Origin of the sequence: Amycolatopsis sp. NPDC058340, assembly GCF_042723975.1 — a bacterium.
GTDB lineage: Bacteria > Actinomycetota > Actinomycetes > Mycobacteriales > Pseudonocardiaceae > Amycolatopsis.
The window spans coordinates 57,804-82,754 of the sequence record NZ_JBHXIB010000017.1; the positions used below are offsets into that span (position 1 = coordinate 57,804).

A 24,951-nucleotide genomic window follows, 5' to 3' on the forward strand; every position below is an offset into this window, starting at 1 on the left:
CGCTCCTCGAGGCCATGCCGGGAGACCGGGAGAGTCCATGGGACGCCACGCCACCACCCGGACCCGAAGACGGATACTGGTGCCGCTGCTGGCGGTCTCGCTGGCGGCCGTGCTCGGCGCGGCCACCTGGGTGGTCGTGGCCATGGCGCGGTCCGGGCCCGACTGCGAGACCACGCGGGTGGTCGTCGCCGCGTCGCCCGACATCGCCCCGGCCGTCACGCGGGCCGCCCGCGCCCTCGATCTCGCGTGTGTCGCCTTCGATGTCCAGGCCAGGGAACCCCTCCAGCTGGCGCGGGAACTGTCCGGAACCGCGCCGAAGCCCCAGGCCTGGATCCCGTCTTCGACGCTGTTCCTGAGGCACGCCAACGGGGTTCCCGCCTCCGGGCCGTCGATCGCCAGCTCGCCGGTGGTACTCGCGGTCGCCGAACCGGTCGCGCGGGAACTCGGCTGGCCCCGCAAACCGCCGACCTGGCCGGAAGTACTCGGCCACGCCGGGATCGTCGCCGGAATGCCGGATCCGGTGCGCGATCCCGTGGGAGTCTCCGCGTTGCTGGCGCTACGAGAGGTCGCGAAGGACGCGCCGGATCCGGCGGCAGCGTACGTCGCCTTGCTCCGGAAGTTCTCCACCACCACTTCGGGTGCCACGGTGTTCCCCGCGTCGGAGAACGCGGTGCTGCGGCACAATTCCGGGCTTTCCGAGGGCGAGACCGCGCTGGTGGCCGCGTACTCGCCCGCGGCCATGGCGCTCGACTACCCGTTCGTCGAGATCGCGGGGGCGAACCAGCGGCAGGCCGAGGCCGTCGCGGAACTGAAGCGTGCCTTGCTCTATGGCGCCGCGACCGGCACACCGTCCGAACTGCGCGCCTCCGGCGGCCAAGCGTTGCGGCCGGCGGAAACCGATCAGCGCATCCAGGCGCATGGGCAGCGCAGTGCCGAGATCCCGGCCGCCGACGAGGTCGACAAGGCGCTCAGCCAGTGGGCCGGCGTGAACGCGAGTGTGAGGGTCCAGGTCCTCATCGACGTGTCCGGCTCGATGAGCGCGCCGGTCCCGGGAACCGGGAAGTCCCGTCTGCGGATCACGCTGGAGGCGGCGGAGAACGCCCTGCACTTGTTCAAATCCACGTCACAGGTCCGTTTCCTGGCCTTCGCGACCAAAGTGGACGGTGAGCGGGACTACCGGGAGATCCTGCCGATGGCCCCGGTCGAGCAGCAGCTGACGGCGGTCGATCGGTTGCGTGCCGTCCGCGCCGTGCCGGATGGGCAGACCGGGCTCTACGACAGCGTCCTCGACGTCTACCGGCTGGCACACCGGGAATTCGAGCGGGGGAAGCTGAACCTCGTCATCGTGATGACCGACGGCCGCAACACCGATCCTGGCGGCATCGGCCGTGACAACCTGGTGGCGGAGCTGGGAAAGCTGCGCGACCGGGAGCGCCCGGTGCCGTTGATCGCCATCGGGATCGGCCCGGACGCCGACGAGGCCGAACTCCGGCAGCTCGTCGCGCCCGTCGGCGGCCAGTCCTTCCTCAGCCGTGATCCCGCGAAGATCGGAGAGGTGTTTTACGGGGCTCTCGGCCGGATCGCCGGCGCTGGATGAAGTAGACGCCGAGGATCACCGCCAGGCTGATCAGGCTCAGGTAGAGCTGGGCCCGCGTGTCGGCGTCCACGAACAACATCGACGCGACCACGGCCAGCGTCCCGGCGAGGGTGAGCCGGCTCAGCCACGGGTAGCCCCACATGCGCAGTTTCAGCCGTTCGGGCGCTTCGGCCTCCAGGCGGCGCCGCATCCGCAGCTGTGAGCCGGCGATGATCGCGTAGACGAACAACGCGACCGCGCCGGCGGAGTTGATGATGAAGTAGAAGATCTTGTCCGGGGACACGAAGTTCATCACCACGGCCACGTAACCGACCGAAGTGGACACCAGGATCGCCTTCCACGGGACGCCGCGCCGGTTCGTGTCGCGATCCATTTCGGCGCCCAGCCGTTGCCGCGCAACGCGAACAGCATGCGGGAAGCGGTGTACAGCCCCGAATTCAGCACCGACAGCACGGCCGTCAGCACCACCGCGCTGACCACGGTCTCCGCGGCGGGGATGCCGAACCGGCCGAACGCGGCGGCGAACGGGCTGGTCGTGGTCGGGATGTCGCGCCAGCCGGTGATCATCACCAGCAGCGTCACGGAGCCGACGTAGAACACGATGACCCGCCACACGATCGACGAGGTCGCCTTGCGCACGGCGGTCTCGGGCTCCCGCGATTCGGCTGCGGCGATGGTGACGATCTCCGCGCCGAAGTAGGAGAAGATCACGATCACCACCCCGTGCACCACCGAGAACGGGCCGTTGGCGAGGAAGCCGTCCTGCGCGATGTTGCCGACCGAGAACGAGCCGCCGGGCCAGGCGCCGAGCACGAACAGGACGCCCACCACGAGGAACACCACGATGGTGGCGATCTTGACCGACGCGAGCCAGAACTCCGTCTCCCCGAACGAACGGGCGGAGGCGAGGTTGGCCGCGGTCAGCAGCAGCATCAGCACCAGTGAGAAGATCCATTGCGGCACAACGGGAATCCACGTTTGGAGGATTTTCGCCCCGGCGACGGCCTCGAACGCGACCACGCCGACCCAGAAGTACCAGTACAGCCAGCCGACGGTGAAGCCCGCCCAGCCGCCGAGCGAGGTCCGCGCGTACTCCATGAAGGACCCTTGTGACGGCGAGGCCGTCGCCATCTCGCCCAGCATCCGCATCACCAGCACGACGATCAGGCCGCCGATGGCGTAGGAGAGGACGGCCGCCGGGCCGACGGTGTGGATGACCGCGCCGCTGCCGATGAACAGGCTCGCGCCGATGATGCCGCCGAGGGCGATCATCCGCACGTGGCGTTGCCACAGGTCCGGGCGCAGCCCCGCCCGTTCGGAGCCGGATTCTGGACCCATGTCGCGGTGACCTCCTGTCGGGGTGACGGCGGATCGCGGGATTGTCGCACCGTGTGGCCCGAAGGAAAAGTGTTTGCGCAACCCCAGGTGAACAGGCCGATGTGGACTCTGCCAACCTAGGCACCTCCACCGCGTTCCGAGGAGCTCTTCGATGCCGCACGCCGTCCTCCGGTTCCTGCCCGCCGTCGCCCTGGCCGCCGTCGCGCTCGCGGGCTGCTCGGACGAGGCGCCCCAGTCGCAGACGGCGCCTCCCGGCTCGTCACCGGTGGCGCAGCAGGCCGCCGTCCCGTTCAACGACGCCGACCTCGCCTTCGCGCGGCAGGCCCTCGCGCACCATCAGCAGGGCGTGGATTTGGCTTCCCTGGCGGAAACCCGCGCGGCGAACGAGCAGCTGAAGGCGCTCGCGAAGCGGATCATCGACACGCACGAACCGGAGATCGCTCGGCTCTCCGGGCTGATCGAGGCGTGGGGGCAGCCCGCGCCGGACGATCCGAACCTCGAACACGTCCAGCGCGACGGCTACGTCAGCCCCGGCGACATGGCGGCACTGGCCGCACTGTCCGGAAAGGACTTCGACCGCCAGTTCGTCGCGCGGCTGCTGCGCCAGCGCGAGGCCGGCGTCCGCATCGCCGACGCCGAAACCCAGCACGGCCGCAACCCCGACGCCCGCGACCTCGCCGCGACGACTTCGCGTTCGCAGCAGCAGGAGATCGGCGACCTACGGGGCTTCCAACAGGGTTGAGTCCGTCTGGACCACGTTCGAATTCAGCTGGACGATATACGCGCCGGTCAGCAGCACCACCGCGCCGGCGGCTTGGATCCAGCTGAGCGCCTCGCCCAGCAGCAGCCAGGCCGCGGCGGCGGCGATCAGCGGCTCGACCAGCCCGACGACGCTCGCCACCGACGCCGGGAGATGACGGAGCGCCGCCATGCCCGTCGCGTAGGCGAGGACGGTCGCGATCAGCACCAGCGCGATCAGCAACGACCACACCGGCGGCTCCCACGGCCCGAACGTGGCCGGCGCGTCGAGGACGCCCCACGGGATCGTCCACGGCGGGGCGACCGCGCACACCAGTACCGCGCCGATCGTCATCCCCCAGGTGACCATGCCGAGCGGATCCCGGTCCGCGACGCCGCGCTCGCCGAGGAGGAAGTAGCCCGCCGAACAGACGGCCGCGCCGAGCCCGGCGAGCAACCCGAGGACGTCCAGGCTGAGCCCCTCCCAGACCTGCGCGACCAGTACGAGCCCGGTCATCGCCAGCGCGATCCCCGCCCACATCGCCCTCGGCAACCGCACCCGGCGCACGAACCGCACCCACAACGCGATCAGCACCGGCGAGGTGAACTCGAGCAGGATGGCGATCCCGACCGGGATCCGGCCCGCCGAGAGGAAGTACATGAGCTGGACGCCCGCGACGCCGAGCGAGCCGTACGCGAGCAGCAGCGGCCACTCGTTCTTCGTGACTTTGAGGAGCTTCGGCCGGAAGACGGCGACCAGCGCGAGCAGCACGACCGCCGACAGCCCGATGCGGATCGCCGCGACCTGCTCCGGCGACAACCCGGCCTGCATCGCCGGTTTGCCCAGCACACCCGAGGTGCCGAAGAAGAGCGCGGCGAGCAGGATCAGCGTGATGCCCCGGCCGCGATGCGCGACGTGCTGGCTGGGGGCGGCGGCGAGTTCGGCGGTCACGGCCGGAGGGTAGAGGCCGGGTGACGGCGGGTCGACCCGTTTTCCCACCGGTTGGTCCCCGGCCGGGCCTCGTGAGTGGCGAGGACGGTTAGAACCGTCCTCGCCACTCACGAGCGGTCCTGGCTGCGGATGGGCCACCGGGCAGGTCCGTAAAGGCCTCCTTGAGGGACTCTGGGTCCCTCAAGGAGGCCTTCACGGACTTGATGATCGCCACGAGCGTCCCATATGCACCAGCAGTCACGGCGCCTGCGCGTGAATGCCCCCTTCCCTCGGCTCAGCCGAGGAAACTCGACCTTTGTGTACTTGGGCGAGCGGTCAGAAGGAGGTGCCGCCGTCGGTCCAGTTCGTCTGGGCGAAGTCCTCGTCGTCGACGGGAGCGCGACGCGGTTTGCGCACCGGCTCCGGCTCCGGTTCCGGGGGAGCGGCGACCGGCTGCTCCGGCTCGGTGGCTTCGAGGGCCTGGGGCTCGGGGGTGCCGTTCGGCCAGACACAAGGGGATGTGGCGCCGACGTAGAACTTGCCGAGGTCGTTCGCCTTGATCGACATGTCGAAGGCATCGCCGGTGTTGCGGGCGAAGACGTACTGATCCGTCGGCCGGGAGTCGGTCAGGATCTTGAAGGCGTGCGACTCCCACCACTGGGTGATCGCCGTGAAATGTTCGGCGAACCGTGCTGGGTCCAGGCCGATGATCTCGTAGGTCGCGGAGATCTCGAAGCGCCCCAGCGGGCCTTTGTCGGTCGGGTCCGTGCATTCCGAACGGTTCCGCGTGAACGGCTTCAGCTCGGCGCCGGCGGGTAACGCCGACAGCGCGCCCTGGATGTACTGCTCGACCTTGTCGCGAGCCTGCTGTTCGGTGATCGTCGATTCCATGTCGTCCCCACCTCCAGGGGAACAGGCCGCCGAGAGCATCAGCGAGGCGAGGATGAATATGAGAGCCCGGTTCAAGTCGTCGGCTTCCCGGCGATGATCTGGCCGAGATTGTTCAATGACGGGTTGTTGTCTTCCCAGTATTCGCTGTGCGCTTCCTTGCTGTACCCGCCCCATCCGTCCGTGCCGGGAGCCGAAGTGAACACCTGCCCGCCGAAGTCCGCGTCGGCCGGGTCCTGGCCGAGGATCGGGTCGTATCCGGCGATTTCGAGGTTCGCCAGGTTGATCATGTCGTGCTCGGCCACCGTCGCGTGCACGTGCTTGCCGATCTCGTCCTGATCCACCCCGTCGAGTCGCAGCTCGCTGACGTCGTGCGCGCCGACGCCGGGGCTCGCCACGAAGACCAGTTCGTCCGCGGCGAGTCCGCCGTCGACGGCCGCGTGCCCGACGACGGTGGTGCCGTAGCTGTGCCCCATCACCGTGTTGTGCGAAGGCGGTCCTTGGTGTGTTTCCCGTAGCCCGTCTTGGAATTGCGCGAGTGCCGCCTTGCCGCCGTCGGCGTACTTGTCGCTCGCGGCGTCGGTGATTTCGTTCGGCGCGTCGTAGCCGAGCCAGGTGATCACGGCCGTCGAGGGCGAGCCCGACGTGGTCGCCGCGGCCCACATCTTGTCGGACCGGTTGAGATCGCCGCCGATTTTCGACAACTCCGATCCCGTCCCCGGCACGTATGTCGCCACGTTCACCGCCGTGTCGGGATTCCCCGCGGAAACGATCGCCTTCCCGTCGCCGGCGGTGTCCAGCCCCAGCAGGAACGCCTGCGGCTCCGACCGGTCCAGCCGCTGCTGGATGGCTTCGAGTCCCTTGAGTTTCGGATCGCCTTGGAGCCGCGTGATCTCGCGGGCGAGGACGGCGCGGTTGGCGGCGTCGCGGTCGGCCGCCGGGATGCCGTCGAGATTCCCGATGAGCCCCGGATTTCCTTGCAGCAGGGCGACTTTCGCCGTGTCCGACAGGCTCGCCCACCAGGCCTTGTTGTCGCCGGGGGTGCCGTTCTCCGGCGGGCCGATGATCGACAGGCCGCTTTGCGCGGCTCCGGCGTCGGCCGCTTGGGCGAGCGTGCCACCACCCTGTTCGGTGATCTCCCCACGCAGGGCCCGCCGCAGGATCTCGGCGAAATCGGCGTCGACGTCGGTCGCGCGGCGCAGGCCCTGTTCGACCCTGTCCGTCAGTTCCGCCATCACGCGAGCCTGGTCGGGCCGCGGGACGCCGACGGTGATCTCGCCACCGGCGCCGATGGTCAGGCCGTTCCGGTTGGCCAGTTCGTCGGTCTCCCGCACGAACGCGACGATCCGGTCCAGCGCGATCTGCACCTCGTGCGCACCCCGCCGGACCGCGGACGCCCCGGCGACGAGTCGCTCCAAGGTCGAGGTCAGCGATTCGCCCCGCGTCGTCGCGGCGATGGCCGCGTCGCCGCTCCAGCCCGTGAAGCGCGCCATGGCTTCGACGTCGTCGTTCGCGGCGATGATCCGGGTGCAGCCGTCGTTGAGCGCGTCGGCGACCTCGCCGATCGCGGCCGGATCCCAGCGGCGCACATCACCCCAGGTGAGCATCAGACGGGGAGTTCCCGTGACGCCGCCAGCTCGTTGGAGCGGTAGCGGACGGCCGCCGCGTCCAGCCGTTCGGCGTAATCCGCGGTGTTCCCTGCCCATCCGGGCACCGCGCGGCCCCACGCGTCCGCGAGCAGCCGGGCCGCTTCACCGGAGACACCACCCGGCAAGCCCGTCGCGACGCCGGCGAGCGTGGCCGCGAGGTCCACCTTCCCGACGTCGGCCGAAGCCCGTTTCGCCGCGCTTGACGCCGCGCCGATCGCCCCCAAAGCCACCTCGTACCCGCCGGTCATCCCGCTTCCTCCCCGTAGCGTGACGCTGTGTGACCACTCTACGACGCGGGAGACGGACGCGCGGTTCCCTTCACCCGTCCTTGACGAGTCCGTCGGCGATGTAGCGCGAGACGGTGGCGAGCCGCCGCCCCTGCAGACGGAGGGCGCCGCGGGCGAGATCGTCGGGTTCGGCGGACTTGCGCGAGACGAACGAGCCGCCGTACGGATTGCCCGATTCGAGCAGCTGAGGATCCGTGTAGCCGAGCGGCAGGACGATGGCGCCCCAGTGATAGAAGATGTTGTTCGTCGCCAACACGGTCGATTCGAGCCCGCCGTGCGCGGTGGACGCGGTGGTGAACGACGTCGCGACCTTGTTCACGAGCTTTCCCTTGGCCCACAGGCCGCCCGTGCTGTCCAAAAAGGACTTCAGCTGCGCGGCCGGGCCACCGAACCGGGTCGGGCTGCCCGCCGCGAAACCGTCGGCCCACTCCAGGTCTGCCAGCGTCGCCGTCTCGTGGTGCGGCCCCGCGTCCACCCACGCCTGCCAGCGCGGATTGCTCGCCACGGCATCCGGCGGGGCGGTTTCGGGAACCGTGCGGACGCGGACTTCGGCCTCGGCCTCGCGGGCACCGTCGGCCAGCGCCGACGCGAGTTTCGCGGTGTTGCCGGTCGCGCTGTAGTAGACGACGAGGATGCGGGTGCTCACGTCCGCCGACCTTAGGCGAGCGTGAGCGCCCGTCTCAGGATCCGGAACTCAGTGCTTCTTCCAGGGGCTGACGGTGTCCGTCGGCCGCGTCGGGTCGTGGAACCGGGGCTTGTCCAGTTCGTCGCGGCGCAGCGGGACCAGGCCGTCGGTGATGGCCTGCATGATCTTGGCGTGCGCGCGGACCCCGGCGCCCGGCCGCTCCGGTTCGACCTCCGACAGGTCCACCGGCTCGCCGAAGTGCACCTTGAACCGCGGCCGCCGCATGGGTGCGCTCAGCCCGGACTTGGCGAGCGGCACCAGATCGGCGGGGCCGTTGACGGTCTCCGTCCCCCAGTAGACGGCTTCGTGCGCGCCCCACTGGCTGATCGGGATCACCGGCACCCCGGCGGCCAGCGCCAGCCGTGCCGCGCCGGTCTTGCCCCGCTCCGGCCACAGGCCGGGGTCGTGGCTGATCCGGCCCTCGGGGTAGACGATCAGCGGGTCGTGGGTGGTCCGCAGGGCTTCGGCGGCTTCGGCGAACTGGCCGACGGCCGTCGACGCCTGTTTGCGGTCGACCCGCAGGTGCCCGCTGACCCGCAGCGCCGGGCCGATGACCGGCGCGTCGAGGATGCCGCCCGCCAGCATGAACCGCGGGTTGATGCCGATCCTCTTGCAGGCCGCCATCAGCACGAACGCGTCGAACACGCCGATGTGGTTGGCCGTCATGAGCAGGGGCCGCCGTCGCAGTTCCGCCGAAACACCGCCGGTCACGGTGAGTTTGCCGACGAAGTTGACCAGCCCCCGGTCGATGTTCAGCATCGTGCGCCAGATGGCCGGGGCGCGGCGAGCCGAATTGTCCTCCTGATGCAGCGCGAACATGGGCAGAGCATGTCATGAAGCCCTTTTCACCCGGATGGCCGCTCAAGCTGTGACCTGAGACGAATGTTCCGGATGTGCCCCGAGTGGCAGCCGGGGCTGGAGGGTCGAGGCGGTTACCGTGGAGACATGGCTAGCGGGTCGACGACCAGGAAGCGGAGTACGGCGCGAAGCGGCGGCAGCAAGGGGCCGGCGCGAAAGCCGCGTACCCCGGCGAAGCCCAGGTCAACGGCTGCGAGGAAGCCCGCTCCACGACGTCCGGCGCCACGGAAGAAATCGTCCGGCACGTTCGCCAAAGGGGTGCGCGGCACCTGGAACCTGCTCGCGAAGGGCCTCGGCACCCTCGCGCGGACGGTCGGCCGCGGCCGCGAACTGGAACCCGAGCACCGTCGCGACGGTCTCGCCCTCGGTCTCATCGCGCTGGCGCTGGTGATCGCGTTCGGCGTCTGGTGGCGGGCCGCCGGCCCGATCGGCGGCTGGGTGGAGATCGGCACCCGTTCGCTGCTGGGCGCCGGGGCGGTGACGCTCCCGCTGGTGCTCACCGTGGTCGCCGTCGCGCTGATGCGGTCCGAGCCGGTGCCCGAGGCCCGGCCGCGGATGGTCATCGGCACCCTGCTGGTGGTTTTGGCGGTGCTCGGCCTGCTGCACATCTTCACCGCGCTGCCCGAGACCAACGACGGCCGGATGTACGCCGGCGGGGTGATCGGCGCGTTCTCCGGCGGCCTGCTGACCATGGGCGTCACCACGTGGGTCGCCGTGCCGCTGCTGGTGCTGGCGCTGCTGTTCGGCACGCTCGTGTTCACCGGGACGCCGGTCCGGGAGATCCCGCACCGCCTGCGGAACTGGGGTCTCGACCCCGAGGAGATCGAAGAGGCCGAGGCCGAGCGCAAGGCCATCCACGAGGAACGCGACGCCGTCACCGAGGCCGATCCGAAGTCGGTCCGCTTGCGGAAGCCGTCGCGCCGCCGCCAGGCTTCGGCCGACCACGAGGGCGAGCAGCTCGACATCGAGGCCGCGCTGGCCGAAGCGCCGACGCCGCTGCGTCCGCCGAAGCCCGCGCCCAAGCCTGTCGAAGAGAAGAAGCCGAAGAAGGCCGAGGCGCCGCTGGCGGTCACCAGGACCGTCGAGGGCGACTACAAGCTCCCGCCGCCGGACCTGCTTAAGCTCGGCGACGCGCCGAAGTCCCGCAGCAAGGCCAACGACGCCATGATCGAGGCGATCACCGGCGTGCTGGAGCAGTTCAACGTCGACGCGCAGGTCACCGGCTTCACGCGGGGGCCGACGGTCACCCGGTACGAGGTCGAGCTCGGCCCCGGCGTGAAGGTCGAGAAGATCACCGCGCTGACCAAGAACATCGCCTACGCGGTGGCGACCGACAACGTCCGGCTGCTGGCGCCGATCCCCGGCAAATCCGCCGTCGGTATCGAGGTGCCGAACTCCGACCGCGAGATGGTGCGCCTCGGCGACGTGCTGCGCGCGCCGTCGACGGTCAAGGACAACCACCCGATGGTCATCGGGCTCGGCAAGGACATCGAAGGCCATTTCGTCACCGCGAACCTGACGAAGATGCCGCACCTGCTGGTGGCGGGGTCCACCGGTTCCGGTAAGTCGAGCTTCGTCAACTCGATGCTGGTGTCGCTGCTCGCGCGGTCGACGCCGGACGAGTGCCGGATGATCCTGATCGACCCGAAGATGGTCGAGCTGACCCCGTACGAGGGAATCCCGCACCTGATCACGCCCATCATCACCCAGCCGAAAAAGGCCGCCGCGGCGCTGGCCTGGCTGGTGGAGGAGATGGAGCAGCGCTATCAGGACATGCAGGTCAACAAGGTCCGGCATATCGACGACTACAACAAGAAGGTGCGCTCGGGCGAGATCACCGCGCCGCCGGGCAGTGAGCGCGTCTACCAGCCGTACCCGTACATCATGGCGATCGTCGACGAGCTCGCCGACCTCATGATGACCGCCCCGCGCGACGTCGAGGACGCGATCGTCCGGATCACCCAGAAGGCGCGTGCCGCCGGTATCCACCTGGTGCTGGCGACCCAGCGGCCGTCGGTCGACGTCGTGACCGGCCTGATCAAGACGAACGTGCCGTCGCGGCTGGCGTTCGCCACGTCGTCGCTCACCGACTCGCGGGTCATCCTCGACCAGCCGGGCGCGGAGAAGCTCATCGGTATGGGTGATGCGCTGTACCTGCCGATGGGCGCCGGGAAACCGGTCCGTATCCAGGGCGCCTTCGTCGGCGACGAAGAGATCTCCGCGGTGGTGAACTTCGCCAAGGAACAGGCGCAGCCGGACTACCAGGACGGCGTCACCGCGGCGAAGGCGGGCGAGAAGAAGGAGATCGACTCCGACATCGGCGACGACCTCGACGTGCTGTTGCAGGCCGCCGAGCTGATCGTCACCTCGCAGTTCGGCTCGACGTCGATGCTGCAGCGGAAGCTGCGGGTCGGCTTCGCCAAGGCCGGACGCCTGATGGACCTGCTGGAAAGCCGCGGTGTCGTCGGTCCTTCGGAGGGCTCGAAGGCGCGGGACGTGCTGATCAAGCCGGAGGAGCTGGAGTCGGTGCTGTTCATGATCCGCGGCGGCGGGGATGCGAACGGCGGCGACGTCTCCGACGACTGAACCCCTGCGAAAAGCCTCGTGAGTGGTAAGGACGGTTCTAACCGTCCTTACCACTCACGAGGCTTTTGAAGACCGGTGCAACGGACCGGAGCCTCCGCTACGTCCTTAGCCCGTGGACCTCAAGAAGCTGCTCGTCGTCTTCTGCGCACTGGCCGGCCTCGCCTGCGGAGCCGGCAGCTCCGCCGCGCGCGAACAACCGGCGTCGGCCCAGCCCTCGCCGGCGCAGCGGCCTCAGCCCGCCAGTGACGCGCAGAACAGCGTCGAGCTGGGGGAGACCGTCGTCCTCAAGACCGGTGACACGACGGAGGTCGCGTCGAAGGACGTCAGCATCCGCTTCGCCCGCTTGGTGTCCGATTCCCGCTGCGCCACGGGAATGGTCTGCGTCTGGGAAGGGGAGGCCGTGGTCGAGCTGACCTTGGCCGAACCGGGACGCGGCGAGCGGACGACGGCGGCTCTCGCCTCCACCGGACGTGGGGGCAGGCAGTCCGTCGAGTTCGCCGCCTGCCGGGTGGACCTGGTCGCCGTGAGTTCGGGGGGCGACCAGGTCACCCTGCGGGTGTCCAAGGCTTAGCGAGGGACGTTCAGGTCCGTGCTGCCGGTGCGCGGGTGGCGGTTTCGTGTGACCGGACGGACGACACATGTGTCTGAATGGACGACACTCGTGATTTAACGGACGACACGCGGGAACACGCGTGACGTCCGTCCAGTCACGTGTGTCGTCCATCCCGTCACGCGAAACCGTCACGACTGCCTCACCGGAGCGCGTTTCCCCAGCCGTCGAGATACGCGACTTCGGCCAGCGGCACGCGCGCCGCGGGTTTGAAGTCCGGCACCGTCGTGTAGGCGACCGGCAGCAGCCCCACCTGTGTGACGCCGGACGGGATGCCGAGGATCTCGGCCGCCTCCGCCTCGTGGGTCAGGTGGTACGTCGTGAGCGTCGAGCCGAGGCCTCGTGACCGCAGCGCCAGCTGGAAGTTCCACACCGCCGGGAAGATCCCGCCGTAGAACGCGGCGTCGGTCGCGTTGTCGCCGCTCGGCCTGCCGTTCAGGCAAGGGACGACGAACACGGGCACCCGGTCGATCACGTCGATCAGGTGCTGTCCCGAAGCGAACGCCCGCGCCACCGAAGGCTCGGTGATCGCCTCGCCCAGTGCCGCCGCGTTCGTCTCCAGGTACGCCTTTCCGGCCCTCCGGAACAGCTCGGACAGCCGGTCCTTCACGCCTTGATCCCGCACGACGAGCCACCGCCACGCCTGCTGGTTGCCCGGGGTGGGCGCCTGCAGCGCGAGCCGCAGGCACTCGTCGAGCACCTCGGGTTCCACCGGCCGGTCCAGGTCGAGTTTGCGGCGGACCGCTCGCGTCGTGCTCAGCAGGTGGTCGGTGACCGAGGTGTCCATATGCCGCCTTTCTACAGATGTGCCGCCAGGAAGCGGTCGATCAGCTCGCTGATCGGTTCGAGGTCTTCTTCCAGTGCGAAGTGCCCGGTGTCGAAGAGGTGGACCTCCGCCGAGGGGACATCATTCCGGAAAGCCTCGGCTCCCGCCGGGACGAAGAACGGGTCGTTGCGGCCCCATACGGCGAGCACGGGCGGCTGGGCCTCACGCAGCCACGCCTGGAACTTCGGGTACGCGGGCGGGTTGTTCCGGTAGTCCCAGAAGAGGTCCAGCATCGCCTCCGCCCGGCCAGGCAGGCTCAGGAAGTACTGGTCCAGCAGGTGGTTCGCCGGATCGACGGTTTCCGGATCGCGGGCGCCGGTGTACTGGTAGCGGATCTGTTCCGGTTCGAGGATCTTCTCGAACCCGCGCCGCGCCTCGGTTTCGTCGGTCAGGGACGGGAAGTCCGGCATCGCCGGGCCGAGCCCCTCGACGTAGGCGTTGCCGTTCTGCGTGATCAGCGCCGTGATCTGGGACGGCCGCGAGACGGCCAGCCGCAGGCCCGTCGGGGCGCCGAAATCGAAGACGTAGAGCGCGTATCGCCGCAGTTCCAGCGCGTCCACGAACTCGCCGACGACCTCGGCGAGCCGGTCGAAGGTGAACGTGAAGCCCTCGGGCGTGACGGTCTGCCCGAAACCGGGCAGGTCCGGCGCGACGAGCCGCCACCGTCCGGCGAGACGCCGCATCAGCCGCACGAACTGGTGCGACGACGTCGGGTAGCCGTGCAGCAGGAGCAAAACGGGCGCTTCGGGGTCGCCGGCTTCGCGATAGAAGACCTCGACGTCGCCGAGTTTGACGGAACGGTGCCGGATGGTCGCCATGAACACTCCCTAATGGTTAAAACTGTCTTGAACCATTAGTACCTGATAGTGTCAAGGCATGCTCGATCTCGACTCGCTTCCCGGTGACGATCTCGCGGTGAACCTCGCCGACACGGTCATGCTTGCCGTCTCGCCGCCGGTCGATCTGCTCGACGGCGGCCATGCGAAGTTCTGGGCGGCACAGGCTCTGCCGGAAGGCGCCCAGGCGCCGTCGCCCGAGCAGACGAGGCGGCTGCGTTCGGCGGTGCGTGAGCTGCTGGAGGCGGTCGTGGCGGCGCGGGAGCCCGAGGCGTGGGCGGTGGAGCGGGTGAACGCGGCCGCGGCCGCCGTCCCGACCAGCCCGCGGCTGACCGACGGGGGAGCGGAGACGTGCTGGCACGGCGAGGACGGCGGCGAGATCGCCCTCGCCGCGGTCGCGGTCGCGGCGATCGACCTCGTGTCCGGGCCGCGTGCCGCTCGGCTGCGGCGATGCGGCGCGCACGATTGCTCGATGCTGTTCGTGGCGGCCAACAGCAGGCGCGTGTGGTGCACGCCGTCGCTGTGCGGCAACCGGGTGCGGGTCGCGCGCCACGCCGCGAAGGGCTGAAAGCGTCCTTCACCGCGTCCTATGCGGGGAAAGTCCCGTTCGGCTACAGCTCCAGCAGCATCCGGCTGTTGCCCAAGGTGTTCGGCTTCACGTACGGCAGGTCGAGGAACTCCGCTACACCGGGATCGGCCGAGCGCCGCATCTCCTCGTAGACCTCCTGTGTCACCGGAGTGCCGTCGATCTCGACGAAACCGTGCCCGGCGAAGAAGTGGGTCTCGAAGGTCAGCACGAACAGCCGCTTCAGCCCGATCTCGCGGGCGAAGTCGATCAGCTGCGCCACCAGCGCGTGCCCGATGCCGCGACCCCGGGAGTCCTTGTCGACCGCGATGGTGCGCAGCTCCGCGATGTCCTCCCACAGGACGTGGAGCGCGCCGCAGCCGAGTACGTCGTCGCCGTCCTCGACCACCCAGAACTCCTGGACGCTCTCGTAGAGGGTGACGAGTTCCTTCTCCAGCAGCACCGTCCCGGCGTCGGAGTCGACCAGCGCCTTGATCTTGCGGACGTCCGCGATCCGCGCCCGGCGGACGGTGGGGCGGCGGTGCGGGAGAGGGTCTGAGGGCACGTCCACCATTAAGCCATCCCCGGCGCCCGGCCCGGCCGAGGGCTCGCCCGAGCGAGCGATCGCCGACCCCGTGGGCAGGCCAGCTACCCTAAGGCACGTGCCTTCTCCCACCACTGATCCTGTCGCCACCCGTCGCGTTTCCTTGTTGACCCTCGGTTGCGCCCGCAACGAGGTCGATTCCGAGGAACTCGCCGGACGGCTGGCGGCGGGCGGCTGGGAGCTCGCCGCCGAGCCCGAGGACTCCGACGTCGTGGTCGTCAACACCTGCGGCTTCGTCGAGTCCGCCAAGAAGGACTCGGTCGACACGCTGCTCGCGGCGTCCGACACCGGCAAGAAGGTCGTCGCCGTCGGCTGCATGGCCGAGCGCTACGGCAACGAGCTGGCCGAGAGCCTGCCCGAGGCCGACGCGGTCCTGGGCTTCGACCACTACGCCGACCTCGCGGAGCGGCTCGACGACGTCGTGGCCGGCCGCAAGGTCGAGTCGCACACGCCGTCCGACCGCCGCAAGCTGCTGCCGATCAGCCCGGTCCAGCGCCCGACCGCCGCCGAGTCGGTCGAGGTGCCCGGGCACGCGCAGCACGGCTGGGGCCCGCGGGTGCTGCGGACCAGGCTCGACACCTCCCCGGTGGCCGCGCTGAAGATCGCCTCCGGTTGCGACCGTCGCTGTTCGTTCTGCGCGATCCCGTCGTTCCGCGGGTCCTTCGTGTCGCGGCAGCCGGACGAGATCGTCGCCGAGGCGATGTGGCTCGCGGAGAACGGCGTCAAGGAGGTCTTCCTCGTCTCGGAGAACTCCACCTCCTACGGCAAGGACTTCGGCCGCGACGGCGCCCGCGCGCTGGAGCTGCTGGTGCCGCGCCTGGCCGCGGTGCCCGGGATCGAACGCGTCCGCGTCTCGTACCTGCAGCCCGCCGAGACGCGCCCCGGCCTGGTCAAGGCCATCGCGACCACCCCGGGCGTCGCCGACTACTTCGACCTGTCCTTCCAGCACTCCAGCGAGACCGTGCTGCGCCGCATGCGCCGTTTCGGCTCCACGGATTCGTTCCTCGCGCTGTGCGACCAGATCCGCGAGCACTCGCCCAACGCCGGCATCCGCACCAACGTCATCGTCGGCTTCCCCGGCGAGACCGAGGAGGACCTCGCCGAGCTGGAGCGCTTCCTGAACGGTGCCCGCCTGGACGCGGTGGGCGTCTTCGGTTACTCGGACGAGGACGGCACCGAGGCCGAGACCTTTGACGGCAAACTCGACGAGTCCGTGGTGGCCGAGCGGGTCGCGCGGATCTCCGCACTGGTCGAGGAGCTGACCTCGCAGCGTGCCGAAGACCGGATCGGCGATTTCGTCGACGTCCTGATCGAGCAGGCGGAGGACGGCGAGGACCCGATCGGCCGTGCCGCGCACCAGGCCCCCGAGGTCGACGGCGAATGCGTCCTGATCGAGACCGAAGACCTGCCGAAGCTCGCGGTGGGTGACTTCGTCCGCTGCGAGGTCGTCGACTCGGAGGGTGTCGACCTGATCGTGCGGCCCGCGCCGCCAGAGGCCGACCGGTGAATGCCGCCCCGAGCGACGCCGGGGCCGGTGAGGGGACGGGCGGTGAGCACGCCCGGGTACCCGATGCCACCCCGGTCCCGACCCTGAACCTGGCGAACCTGCTCACGATGTCGCGGCTGGTGCTGGTGCCGCTGTTCGTGCTGGCGCTGTTCACCGGTGACGGGGAGGACACGTTCTGGCGCGCGATCGCCACCGCGCTGTTCGCGATCGCGTCGTTCACCGACCAGGTCGACGGCTGGGTCGCGCGCAAGTACGGGCTGATCACCGATTTCGGCAAGATCGCCGACCCGATCGCGGACAAGGCGCTGATCGGGGCCGCGCTGATCGGGCTGAGCGTGCTCGGCGAGCTGGGCTGGTGGGTCACCATCGTCATCGCGGTCCGCGAGATCGGCGTGACGCTGCTGCGGTTCTGGGTGATCCGGCACGGGGTCATCCCGGCGAGCCGGGGCGGCAAGGCCAAGACGCTCGCGCAGATCGCCGCCATCACCGCGTACCTGCTGCCCCTGCCCGCGTCCGCCGAGCCGGTGCGCTGGGTGCTGATGGGGCTCGCGCTCGTGCTGACCGTCGTGACCGGGCTCGACTACGTCGTACGCGCGGTGCGGCTGCGCGCGGCCGGAAGGCGTGCCGCCGGCTCATGACAGGCACAGCCGCGCGCAGCGCGTCCGCTGAGGGTGGCGGCGGGGGCATGGATGGAAGCTGAGACCTTGATCACTCACCTGATCGAGCGCGGGCAGACGGTGGCGACGGCCGAGTCGCTGACCGCCGGGCTGGTCTGCGCGACGCTGACCGAGGTCCCCGGATCGAGTGCGGTCGTGCGAGGCGGGCTGGTGGTCTACGCCACCGACCTCAAGGCGAAGCTGGCCGGGGTCGACGAAGACCTCCTCGCCGCGCATGGCGCCGTTCATCCCGAGGTCGCGGCGCAGTTGGCCGCCGGCGCGAGGGATCGGTGCGGCGCCACCTGGGGCCTCGGCCTGACGGGAGTCGCGGGGCCGGACGGGCAGGACGGCGTCGCGCCCGGTGTCGTCCACGTCGGTCTCGCCGGGCCGGACGTCCTCACCGTCCGTACGCTGGACTTGAGCGGTGATCGGGCCGCGGTCAGGGCAGGTGCCGTCTCCGGCGCGTTCGCCCTGCTGGGGGAACATCTCGCATGATCGCCGCGTTCGCCCTTGGCGTATTGCCGTGTCAACACCTGCGCCCAGGGCACCGCTCTGGGTAACGTAGGGGGTAGTCAGTCCTGGAAGGGAGGCGCGTGATGACCGTGCTGTTGCGCGAGGCGATCGGCGACCGGCTCCGACACGCCCGCACGAACCAGCGTCGAACGCTGCGGGACATCTCCCGCGCCGCCAGGGTGAGCCTCGGATACCTGTCCGAGGTCGAGCGCGGGCAGAAGGAGGCGTCCAGCGAGCTGCTGGCGTCCATTTGCGAGGCCCTGGACCTTCCGCTGGGCGAACTCCTGCACAAGGTCGCGGCGGACGTCTCGGCGATGGACAACGTCGAGGTCGCCCCGGTGGACGAGAAGGTCGAAGCGGGCAAGCGGCGCGCTCCGGAGCGGGAAAGCGCCGAAGCGGGCGAGCTCGAAGGCGGCCGTCTGGTGTCCGAGCTGATCGGCAACGACCTGGCCGACCTGCGGATCTCGCCGCCGCCGCGGATGAGCCCCACGCTGCGGACGACGATCTCCGCTCCGAAGATGGTCGCCGCCTAGCAAAGGTCGTGAACGGAAGAGGCCCCAGGCAGTCCGCCTGGGGCCTCTTCCCGTCAGTTGTCGAACGTGCCCGCCTGGTAGGAGCCGCCCTTGGTGTGCGTGATCACGAGCAGCCGGTTGGCGGCGTTGATCATCGCGACCAGGTAGACCAGCGCCGTGACCTGATCGTCGTCGTAGTGCTTCCGCACCAGGGCCCAGGTCTCGTCGGAGACACCGTGGTGCGCGTCGGCGAGGCGGCTGCCTTCCTCCGCGAGCGCCAGCGCGGCCCGCTCGGCCTCGGTGAACACGGTGGATTCGCGCCAGGCGGCGACGAGGTTGACGCGGACCGCGGGCTCGCCGGCGGCCGCCAGATCCTTGGCGTGGGCGTCGACGCAGAAACCGCAGCCGTTGAGCTGGCTGGCCCGCAGCGACACCAGCTCCTGGGTGACCTTCGGCAGCGTCGAGCCTTTGATGCCGACACTGACGTTCGCGAAGCGCTTGCCGAGTTTCGCGCCGAGCTCGGTGCCGTTCAGATCGAACCGGGTGTCCATGATCTCGTCCTCTTTCGTGGTCGTGTGCCGAACTTGACGACCACCAGACGCCGTCGGCCGGGCCGCGCTGACAGGAGCGGGACGTGACGAGCGCCACGGCCCCGATGTGTCAGGAATCGGGGAGCCGCGGCATCCGGTGTGGGCAACCCCGTCGCCGAGAACAGGAGCGAGTCCATGTCCGACACCGCCACGGAGGCGTTCGTCGCCCACCGGAACCTGCTGTTCACCGTCGCCTACGAGATGCTCGGTTCGGCCGCCGACGCGGAGGACGTCCTCCAGGAGACCTGGCTGCGCTGGTCGGGCGTCGACCTCGGCTCCGTGGAGAACCCGCGCGCGTACCTGGTCCGCATCACCACCCGGCAGGCGCTCGGCAGGCTGCGCACGCTCGGCCGCCGCAAGGAGTCCTACGTCGGTCCTTGGCTGCCGGAACCGCTGCTCACCAGCCCCGATGTCGCCGACGACGTCGAGCTGGCCGACAGCGTCTCGATGGCGATGCTGCTGGTGCTGGAGACCCTCGCCCCGACCGAGCGCGCGGTGTTCGTGCTGCGCGAGGTGTTCGACGTGCCCTATGGCGAGATCGCCGAAGCCGTCGGCAAGACCCCGGCCGCGGTCCACCAGATCGCCTACCGGGCGCGGGCCCACGTCGCCGCCCGGCGGCCGCGCGGGGCCGCGTCGCCCGGCGAGACCAAGGACGTGCTCGACGCGTTCCACCGCGCGGTCCGGACCGGTGACCTGCAGGGACTGCTCGACGTGCTGTCACCGGACGTCGTCTTCCTCGGCGACGGCGGCGGGGTGGTGCAGGCCGTGCTGGAGCCGGTGGTCGGTGCCGCGCTGGTCGCGCCGCTGCTGGCGGCGAGCCGTCCGGTCCGGGACGAGGCGGCGACGATGGTCACGGCGCAGGTCAACGGCCATCCCGCGCTGATCCTCCGGCTCGGCGACGAGGTCGACACGGTCGTCGCGCTGCGAGTGGAGGACGGGCTCGTCACCGGGCTCTACGCCGTGCGCAATCCGGAGAAGCTGTCACGTATGGACGAGGAGACCGCGCTGCGCCGCTGACGGAGGGTCAACCCGAAAGGTCGTGGACATCACAGTCAGGGGGATCCCTGAATTCCGTCGGGGTCGCCTGGAACGCGGGACGCCGACCTGACACGATGGAACTCAACGCCGGGGTCGGGACGTTGCAACATCACAGAGGGGACGCCCCACCTCGAGGTAACAGCCCGTGGGATGCGAGAAGGCAGGCGGAGGAGATGGCCAACCCGTTCGTGAAGTTCTGGAAGTACATGATGGCGGCGTTCTCGTCGAAGATCGACGAGCACGCCGACCCGAAGGTACAGATCCAGCAGGCCATCGAGGAGGCGCAGCGCAACCACCAGGCGCTGACCCAGCAGGCCGCCTCGGTGATCGGTAACCAGCGTCAGCTGGAGATGAAGCTGAACCGCCAGCTCGGCGACGTGGAGAAGCTGCAGGCTTCGACCCGCCAGGCGCTGGTGCTCGCCGACGAGGCGCGTGCCAAGGGCGACGAGCAGAAGGCGGTCGAGTTCGAGAACGCGGCGGAGAGCTTCGCCGCGCAGCTCGTCACCGCCGAGCAGAGCATCGAGGACCTCAAGACCCTGCACGACCAGTCGCTTCAGGCTGCGGAGCAGGCGAAGAAGGCCGTCGAGCGCAACGCGACCATGCTGCAGCAGAAGCTGGCCGAGCGCACCAAGCTGCTTTCGCAGCTGGAGCAGGCGAAGATGCAGGAGCAGGTCTCCGCTTCGCTGAACCAGATGAGCCAGCTGGCCGCTCCGGGCAACACCCCGTCGCTGGAAGACGTTCGCGACAAGATCGAGAAGCGCTACACCACCGCGCTGGGCTCGGCCGAACTCGCACAGAACTCCGTCCAGGGCCGGATGATGGAGGTCCAGGCCTCCACGACGCAGCTCGCGGGACACTCGCGGCTGGAGCAGATCCGCGCGTCCATGAAGGGTGACTCCGTCGCTCAGGTGACCGACGGCAAGACCGCCGCCGCGCCGGCGAAGGCGTCGAGCTCCGCGGACATCCAGCGTGAGATCCAGGCACGGGTTCAGGCCGAACAGGGCAAGAACCCCGCCTGACACACCAACTGGAGCCGGTCCCGCACCCCGCGCGGGTGCGGGACCGGTCTCACCAGAAGACAGGGGAGAGGGCATGGGGCAGGGCAGGCGCAAGGACTTCGGGGAGTTCACCGCCAAGCTTGAGAAGCACATCGAGAAGCTGCCCGACTACGCCCAGCGCGCGCAGGAGAAGCTGCAGCGCTACATCCCGCCCTCCGAGCAGGGCTCGTCCCCGCGCCCCGCTCAGCCGCCGCGGCCGCGTCCGCAGATGCCGCAGATGCCCGCCATGCCGAAGATCTCGCAGCAGCTGACGTCGATGGCCGCGGGGCAGATCCCGGTCGTCGCCGACGCGAAGGCCAAGTGGGCGCGCTGGAACGAACCCGCCGCCAAATTGGAACGACGCAAACGCCGGGCCTCGCGGGCACTGACGTTCTGGATCCTCCTCACCTTCCTTTGTGGACTGTTCGCCGTCGTCGCGGGCACCGGCCTGTTGAAGAACGGTGAGGCGGACGTCCTCCAGGCCATCGCGGGCGGCGCTTTCGCCGTCATCTTCGGGACTTTCGGGGTCAAGTCGGGGCTGCGGCTGCGGACGCTCAACCGCACCGTGCTGCCCGCCGCCCCCGCCGCTCCGCCGCCGCTGCCCCCGGCGCGGTCGGTCGCGCGTGAGCCGATGGAGCGCCTCGCCGAGAGCGAGGCTTCGCTGGCGGAGCTCCTTCGCCAGCTTTCGCAGCCGACCTCGCTCGGCACCATGCCGGTTTCGGAGATCGCCGTCGCGGACGCCCGCACCACCGCCGCCGAGGCGGCACAGGCCCTGCGCGGCCTCGCGGGCCGGATCCAGGCCATCGAACGCGGCCGCGACGCCGCGCCCGAGCGGGAACGCGGCGCCCTCGACGCCGCCATCAAGCAACTACGCGAGCAGCTCGACGACGGTCTAGACGGCTACGGCGGTCTCGTCGCGGCGGCCGGGCACACCGTCGCCGCGAGCTCGGACGGCATGACGTCGTCCAAGGAGTCGCTCTCCGACGCGACCGACAAGCTCGCCGGCCTCGCCATGGCCCTGCGCGAACTGTCCTGAACCCGTAACTCGCGTGATCAGACGGACGACACGCGTGATTGGGCGGACGACACTCGTGATGTCCGCCCAATCACGCGAGATCGCCGTTCAATCACGCGTGTCGTCCGTTCGATCACGCGAGTTACGGAAACGGGTAGGCTTCTGAGCAGGCGCTTTCCTGGACCATCGTCTCATTCGTCGTCGCTAATACTCCATTGCGTAACGACCTGCTCACTGTGTGGTACCGAAACGCTCGCGTGACCCGAATCCGCTGGTGACGGCGACCCGCGATGCCTAACGTTTCCTACATGCACGCAGTGCTCATCCCAGCTCGGGCCTGAACCCAGCCCGCGTGAGCGGGCGTCCCAGGGTGGCGGACCGGACACAGTGGATCTCGCGCAGTGGTCTTTCTCGTCCCCACCGAGGAAAGGACGCCCAGTGACGACGCTCCCCCCGGAACCAGAGCCGACCCCCGTTCCGCCTCCCAGCTCCTACCAGCGCGTCATAGCCGCCTACGACCGGATAGCCGAAGTCGACCGCCCCGACGTCTGGATCACCCTCCGTCCGGTGGAAGACGCCCTCGTGGACGCGAAAGCCGTCGACGAACGACTGCGCGCGGGCGCGGACCTGCCGCTCGCGGGCACCTTGGTGGCGGTCGCGGACGTGGTCGACGTCGCCGGTCTTCCCACCGCGGGCGAGGACGTCTGCAGTACCGGCGCCACCTCGGTGTCCCGGCTGACCGCGGCCGGGGCGGTCGTGCTCGGCAAGACCAACTGCGACCGGTTCGGCAGCGACTTCCAGCACACCCGCAGCCCTTATGGCGCCGTGAGCGCGGCGCTGAACACCGCCCGGGTTTCGGGGAGCGCGAGCAGCGGCGCGGCCGTCGCCGTCGCGCTCGGCCTCGTCGATCTGGCGGTCGGCACGGACACCGCTGGCGCGGGCCGGGTTCCCGCTTCGCTCAACGGGATCGTCGGGCTGAAGCCGACGCTGGGTCTCGTGCCGAAGACCGGCGCCGCGCCGTGCGGCGGGATCGCGCTGTTCGCCCGCAGCCTCACCTTGGGACAGAGCGCGCTGGGACTGATGACCGGTCCCGACGGGATCGACCCGCTCGCCCGAGACTGGCCGCCGGACGTCCGGCTGTCGGCGGGCGACCGGCCACGGGTGGCGATCCCGGGCTCCGACACGCTCACCGGTCTCTCACTGCAGTCCCGATCCGCTTTCCTCGGCGCGGTTTCGGCGCTGAGGGCGTCCGGGGCCCTCGTGGAGACCGTGGAGGTCTCGGCACTGCTGAAAGTCGGCGACCTGATCCACGACGACGGCTTCACCGCCGACAGGCACCGTGTCGCCGAGGCCGGGATGCTCGCGCTTCGGATGCTGTCCGAGTACGACGCACTGGTGCTCCCGACCGTCGCGGATCACCCCGACGTCTCCGAGGCCTTGTCCGATCCGGACGGTGTCTCGAAGCGGCTGGAGCGTTTCACGGCGTTCGTCAACCTGCTCGACCTGGCCGCGGTCACGGTGCCGTCGTCGCCGTCGGATCTGGGGCCGTACGGGGTGTCGGTGGTGGTGCGGCCGTTCGACGACCAGGTCGCCATCGACCTCGCCGCCGTGCTCACCGACGAACAGGCCGATTTCCCTTATCCCGCACCGGGTGCGGATCTCGTGGTGTTCGGCGCGCATCTGCGCGGGCAGCCCTTGAACGGAAGCCTTGTCCGCGCCGGGGCGCGGTTCACCGGGCTGGTCCAGACCGGCGAGGGCTACCGGATGTTGTTGCTGCCCACCGATCCGCCCCAGCCGGGGGTGGTGCCGGTGAGCGCCACGGGCGAGCACACGATGCTTTCGGGTGAACGTTGGCGGCTCTCGCCGGCCGCTCTCGGTGCGTTCGCGGCAACGTTGCCCGCCCCGTTCGTCCTGGGCCGGATCCGGCTGGAGAACGGGGAAACACCGTTGGCCGTCCTGTGCGACCAGTCCGCCACCGCGACGGCGACGGAGCTGACGCGATACCAGTGCTGGCGTGCCTACCTCAGGTTCGTCAGTACGGCCGGGCCGCGAGACCTCGGGCGACCCGCTTGACCAGACCGGGACCGTGCAGGGCGAAACCGGTGTAGAGCTGGACGAGACCGGCGCCGGCGTCGAGCATCCGTGCCGCGGCGCCGGCGTCGAAGATCCCGCCGACGCCGATGATCGGCAGCTTGCCGCCGGTCTCGTCGTGCACGAACCGCACGACCTCGACCGAACGCGCGGTGAGCGGGCGGCCGGACAACCCGCCCGCCTGCTCGCCGACGACGGCCTCGGGCGGGGCGATCCCTTCGCGTGACAGCGTCGTGTTGGTCGCGATCAGCCCGGCGACCCCGTGTTCGAGGCAGACCTCCAGCAGTTCCGCGAGCGCTTCGTCGGTGAGATCGGGGGCGACCTTCACCAGCACCGGCGTCGGCTTCGCGTCCCCGGCGAGCTCGGCCGAGGTCTTCCGCAGCTCGGCGAGCAGTTCGGCCAGCGCGGATTTGTCCTGCAGCGCGCGCAGCCCCGGCGTGTTCGGGGAACTGACGTTGATCGCGAAGTAGTCGGCGTACGGGTACAGGGCCCGCAGCGAGAACCGGTAGTCCTCGACGGCTTCGCCGAGCGGTGTCACCTTGGACTTGCCGATGCTGACGCCGAGCGGCACCGGCGGCTTCCCGGTCGCGGCGAGCCGGGCGGCGAGCGCTTCGGCGCCTTCGTTGTTGAAGCCCATCCGGTTGATCACCGCGTCGGTCTCGGCGAGGGTGAAAAGCCGCGGTTTGTCGTTGCCCGGCTGCGGATGGCGGGTCACCGTGCCGACCTCGACGAAGCCGAAACCGAGCGCGGGCCAGGCGTGCAGCGCGCGGCCGTTCTTGTCCATCCCGGCGGCGAGGCCGACCCGGTTCGGGAAACGCAGGCCGAGGAAGGTGACCGGATCGTCCGTCCGGTAGACGCGGCCGAGCGCGGCGAGCACGGGGGAGACCCGGCTCAGCCTGGCGAGCGAGCCGATGGTGCGTTCGTGCACGGTTTCGGGGTCGCTGCCGGAGACCCGGTAGAGAGCGGGGCGGACGATCTTGTCGAAGAGCACGGC

At 69.9% G+C, this 24,951-nt stretch carries 24 protein-coding genes and 1 pseudogene; 13 read left to right on the forward strand and 12 right to left on the reverse strand.

The window, feature by feature from the left end; genetic code table 11:
- Nucleotides 1-37 precede the first annotated feature (37 nt).
- A complete protein-coding gene (locus ACFWIW_RS20755) occupies nucleotides 38-1,597 on the forward strand; it encodes a VWA domain-containing protein (protein WP_378369926.1) in 1,560 nt (519 codons plus the stop codon).
- Here ACFWIW_RS20755 and ACFWIW_RS20760 read toward each other — a convergent pair.
- Nucleotides 1,527-2,935, reverse strand: a pseudogene (locus ACFWIW_RS20760) (amino acid permease). The gene ACFWIW_RS20755 and the pseudogene ACFWIW_RS20760 overlap by 71 nt on opposite strands.
- A gap of 151 nt (nucleotides 2,936-3,086) precedes the next feature.
- On the opposite strand from ACFWIW_RS20760, the gene ACFWIW_RS20765 reads away from it, so the two are divergent.
- Nucleotides 3,087-3,677: a DUF305 domain-containing protein gene (locus tag ACFWIW_RS20765; protein ID WP_378369927.1), complete on the forward strand. Its 591-nt coding sequence runs from the start codon at nucleotides 3,087-3,089 to the stop codon at nucleotides 3,675-3,677.
- Here ACFWIW_RS20765 and ACFWIW_RS20770 read toward each other — a convergent pair.
- The 6 genes from ACFWIW_RS20770 to ACFWIW_RS20795 all read right to left on the reverse strand — a co-directional run bounded on the left by ACFWIW_RS20770 (nucleotide 3,654) and on the right by ACFWIW_RS20795 (nucleotide 8,932).
- Nucleotides 3,654-4,625, reverse strand: coding sequence for a DMT family transporter (locus tag ACFWIW_RS20770; protein WP_378369928.1), 972 nt, complete (start codon nucleotides 4,623-4,625; stop codon nucleotides 3,654-3,656). The two genes, ACFWIW_RS20765 and ACFWIW_RS20770, sit on opposite strands and share 24 nt — an antisense overlap.
- A 315-nt stretch (nucleotides 4,626-4,940) precedes the next feature.
- On the reverse strand, nucleotides 4,941-5,495 hold the full coding sequence (locus ACFWIW_RS20775) for a hypothetical protein (protein WP_378369929.1): 555 nt from the start codon (nucleotides 5,493-5,495) through the stop codon (nucleotides 4,941-4,943).
- A gap of 71 nt (nucleotides 5,496-5,566) precedes the next feature.
- Nucleotides 5,567-7,099, reverse strand: coding sequence for an alpha/beta hydrolase (locus tag ACFWIW_RS20780; protein ID WP_378369930.1), 1,533 nt, complete (start codon nucleotides 7,097-7,099; stop codon nucleotides 5,567-5,569).
- The gene (locus ACFWIW_RS20785) at nucleotides 7,099-7,389 is read right to left on the reverse strand and encodes a hypothetical protein (protein ID WP_378369931.1); all 291 of its coding nucleotides are present in this window, start codon (nucleotides 7,387-7,389) and stop codon (nucleotides 7,099-7,101) included. The genes ACFWIW_RS20780 and ACFWIW_RS20785 overlap by 1 nt, the downstream gene beginning before the upstream one ends.
- Before the next feature lie 70 nt (nucleotides 7,390-7,459).
- Complete coding sequence (wrbA, locus tag ACFWIW_RS20790) at nucleotides 7,460-8,074, reverse strand: NAD(P)H:quinone oxidoreductase (RefSeq protein ID WP_378369932.1); 615 nt, start codon at nucleotides 8,072-8,074, stop codon at nucleotides 7,460-7,462.
- A gap of 48 nt (nucleotides 8,075-8,122) precedes the next feature.
- Nucleotides 8,123-8,932 carry a lysophospholipid acyltransferase family protein gene (locus ACFWIW_RS20795; RefSeq protein WP_378369933.1) on the reverse strand — a complete coding sequence of 270 codons (810 nt, stop codon included), beginning with the start codon at nucleotides 8,930-8,932 and terminating at the stop codon, nucleotides 8,123-8,125.
- A gap of 297 nt (nucleotides 8,933-9,229) precedes the next feature.
- Here ACFWIW_RS20795 and ACFWIW_RS20800 point away from each other — a divergent pair, with 297 nt between their 5' ends.
- A complete protein-coding gene (locus ACFWIW_RS20800; RefSeq protein ID WP_378369934.1) occupies nucleotides 9,230-11,557 on the forward strand; it encodes a DNA translocase FtsK in 2,328 nt (775 codons plus the stop codon).
- Between the two features lie 112 nt (nucleotides 11,558-11,669).
- Entirely contained in the window at nucleotides 11,670-12,128 is a 459-nt protein-coding gene (locus ACFWIW_RS20805) for a hypothetical protein (RefSeq protein WP_378369935.1), read from the forward strand.
- A 181-nt stretch (nucleotides 12,129-12,309) separates the two neighbouring features.
- Here ACFWIW_RS20805 and ACFWIW_RS20810 read toward each other — a convergent pair whose 3' ends face one another.
- Both ACFWIW_RS20810 and ACFWIW_RS20815 read right to left on the reverse strand, forming a co-directional pair.
- Nucleotides 12,310-12,954: a nitroreductase family protein gene (locus ACFWIW_RS20810; RefSeq protein WP_378369936.1), complete on the reverse strand. Its 645-nt coding sequence runs from the start codon at nucleotides 12,952-12,954 to the stop codon at nucleotides 12,310-12,312.
- Between the two features lie 11 nt (nucleotides 12,955-12,965).
- Nucleotides 12,966-13,811, reverse strand: coding sequence for an alpha/beta fold hydrolase (locus ACFWIW_RS20815; RefSeq protein ID WP_378369937.1), 846 nt, complete (start codon nucleotides 13,809-13,811; stop codon nucleotides 12,966-12,968).
- A gap of 58 nt (nucleotides 13,812-13,869) precedes the next feature.
- On the opposite strand from ACFWIW_RS20815, the gene ACFWIW_RS20820 reads away from it, so the two are divergent.
- Nucleotides 13,870-14,397, forward strand: a complete 528-nt coding sequence (locus ACFWIW_RS20820) for a CGNR zinc finger domain-containing protein (protein WP_378369938.1) — start codon at nucleotides 13,870-13,872, stop codon at nucleotides 14,395-14,397.
- Nucleotides 14,398-14,440: 43 nt separating this feature from the next.
- Here the strand turns inward: ACFWIW_RS20820 and ACFWIW_RS20825 are convergent, their stop codons facing one another.
- On the reverse strand, nucleotides 14,441-14,968 hold the full coding sequence (locus ACFWIW_RS20825; RefSeq protein ID WP_240598058.1) for an amino-acid N-acetyltransferase: 528 nt from the start codon (nucleotides 14,966-14,968) through the stop codon (nucleotides 14,441-14,443).
- A gap of 88 nt (nucleotides 14,969-15,056) precedes the next feature.
- On the opposite strand from ACFWIW_RS20825, the gene rimO reads away from it, so the two are divergent.
- The 4 genes from rimO to ACFWIW_RS20845 all read left to right on the forward strand — a co-directional run bounded on the left by rimO (nucleotide 15,057) and on the right by ACFWIW_RS20845 (nucleotide 18,207).
- Nucleotides 15,057-16,505: a 30S ribosomal protein S12 methylthiotransferase RimO gene (gene rimO, locus ACFWIW_RS20830; RefSeq protein WP_378369939.1), complete on the forward strand. Its 1,449-nt coding sequence runs from the start codon at nucleotides 15,057-15,059 to the stop codon at nucleotides 16,503-16,505.
- Entirely contained in the window at nucleotides 16,502-17,143 is a 642-nt protein-coding gene (pgsA, locus tag ACFWIW_RS20835) for a CDP-diacylglycerol--glycerol-3-phosphate 3-phosphatidyltransferase (RefSeq protein WP_378369940.1), read from the forward strand. Before rimO ends, pgsA begins: the two co-directional genes overlap by 4 nt.
- 51 nt (nucleotides 17,144-17,194) lie before the next feature.
- Entirely contained in the window at nucleotides 17,195-17,656 is a 462-nt protein-coding gene (locus tag ACFWIW_RS20840) for a CinA family protein (protein WP_378369941.1), read from the forward strand.
- 101 nt (nucleotides 17,657-17,757) lie between these two features.
- On the forward strand, nucleotides 17,758-18,207 hold the full coding sequence (locus ACFWIW_RS20845; RefSeq protein ID WP_043847994.1) for a helix-turn-helix domain-containing protein: 450 nt from the start codon (nucleotides 17,758-17,760) through the stop codon (nucleotides 18,205-18,207).
- Nucleotides 18,208-18,260: 53 nt separating this feature from the next.
- On the opposite strand, the gene ACFWIW_RS20850 is transcribed toward ACFWIW_RS20845, so the two are convergent.
- A complete protein-coding gene (locus ACFWIW_RS20850) occupies nucleotides 18,261-18,737 on the reverse strand; it encodes a carboxymuconolactone decarboxylase family protein (protein ID WP_378369942.1) in 477 nt (158 codons plus the stop codon).
- A 174-nt stretch (nucleotides 18,738-18,911) separates the two neighbouring features.
- Between ACFWIW_RS20850 and ACFWIW_RS20855 the strand changes: the two genes are divergently transcribed.
- The 4 genes from ACFWIW_RS20855 to ACFWIW_RS20870 all read left to right on the forward strand — a co-directional run bounded on the left by ACFWIW_RS20855 (nucleotide 18,912) and on the right by ACFWIW_RS20870 (nucleotide 23,939).
- Nucleotides 18,912-19,793, forward strand: coding sequence for an RNA polymerase sigma-70 factor (locus ACFWIW_RS20855; protein WP_378369943.1), 882 nt, complete (start codon nucleotides 18,912-18,914; stop codon nucleotides 19,791-19,793).
- A 194-nt stretch (nucleotides 19,794-19,987) separates the two neighbouring features.
- Nucleotides 19,988-20,833: a PspA/IM30 family protein gene (locus ACFWIW_RS20860; RefSeq protein ID WP_240598052.1), complete on the forward strand. Its 846-nt coding sequence runs from the start codon at nucleotides 19,988-19,990 to the stop codon at nucleotides 20,831-20,833.
- A 73-nt stretch (nucleotides 20,834-20,906) separates the two neighbouring features.
- Complete coding sequence (locus ACFWIW_RS20865) at nucleotides 20,907-21,887, forward strand: hypothetical protein (protein ID WP_378369944.1); 981 nt, start codon at nucleotides 20,907-20,909, stop codon at nucleotides 21,885-21,887.
- Between the two features lie 417 nt (nucleotides 21,888-22,304).
- Nucleotides 22,305-23,939 carry an amidase family protein gene (locus tag ACFWIW_RS20870; protein WP_378369945.1) on the forward strand — a complete coding sequence of 545 codons (1,635 nt, stop codon included), beginning with the start codon at nucleotides 22,305-22,307 and terminating at the stop codon, nucleotides 23,937-23,939.
- On the opposite strand, the gene ACFWIW_RS20875 is transcribed toward ACFWIW_RS20870, so the two are convergent.
- Nucleotides 23,899-24,948, reverse strand: a complete 1,050-nt coding sequence (locus ACFWIW_RS20875) for a quinone-dependent dihydroorotate dehydrogenase (RefSeq protein WP_378369946.1) — start codon at nucleotides 24,946-24,948, stop codon at nucleotides 23,899-23,901. The genes ACFWIW_RS20870 and ACFWIW_RS20875 overlap by 41 nt on opposite strands.
- Nucleotides 24,949-24,951: the final 3 nt, after the last annotated feature.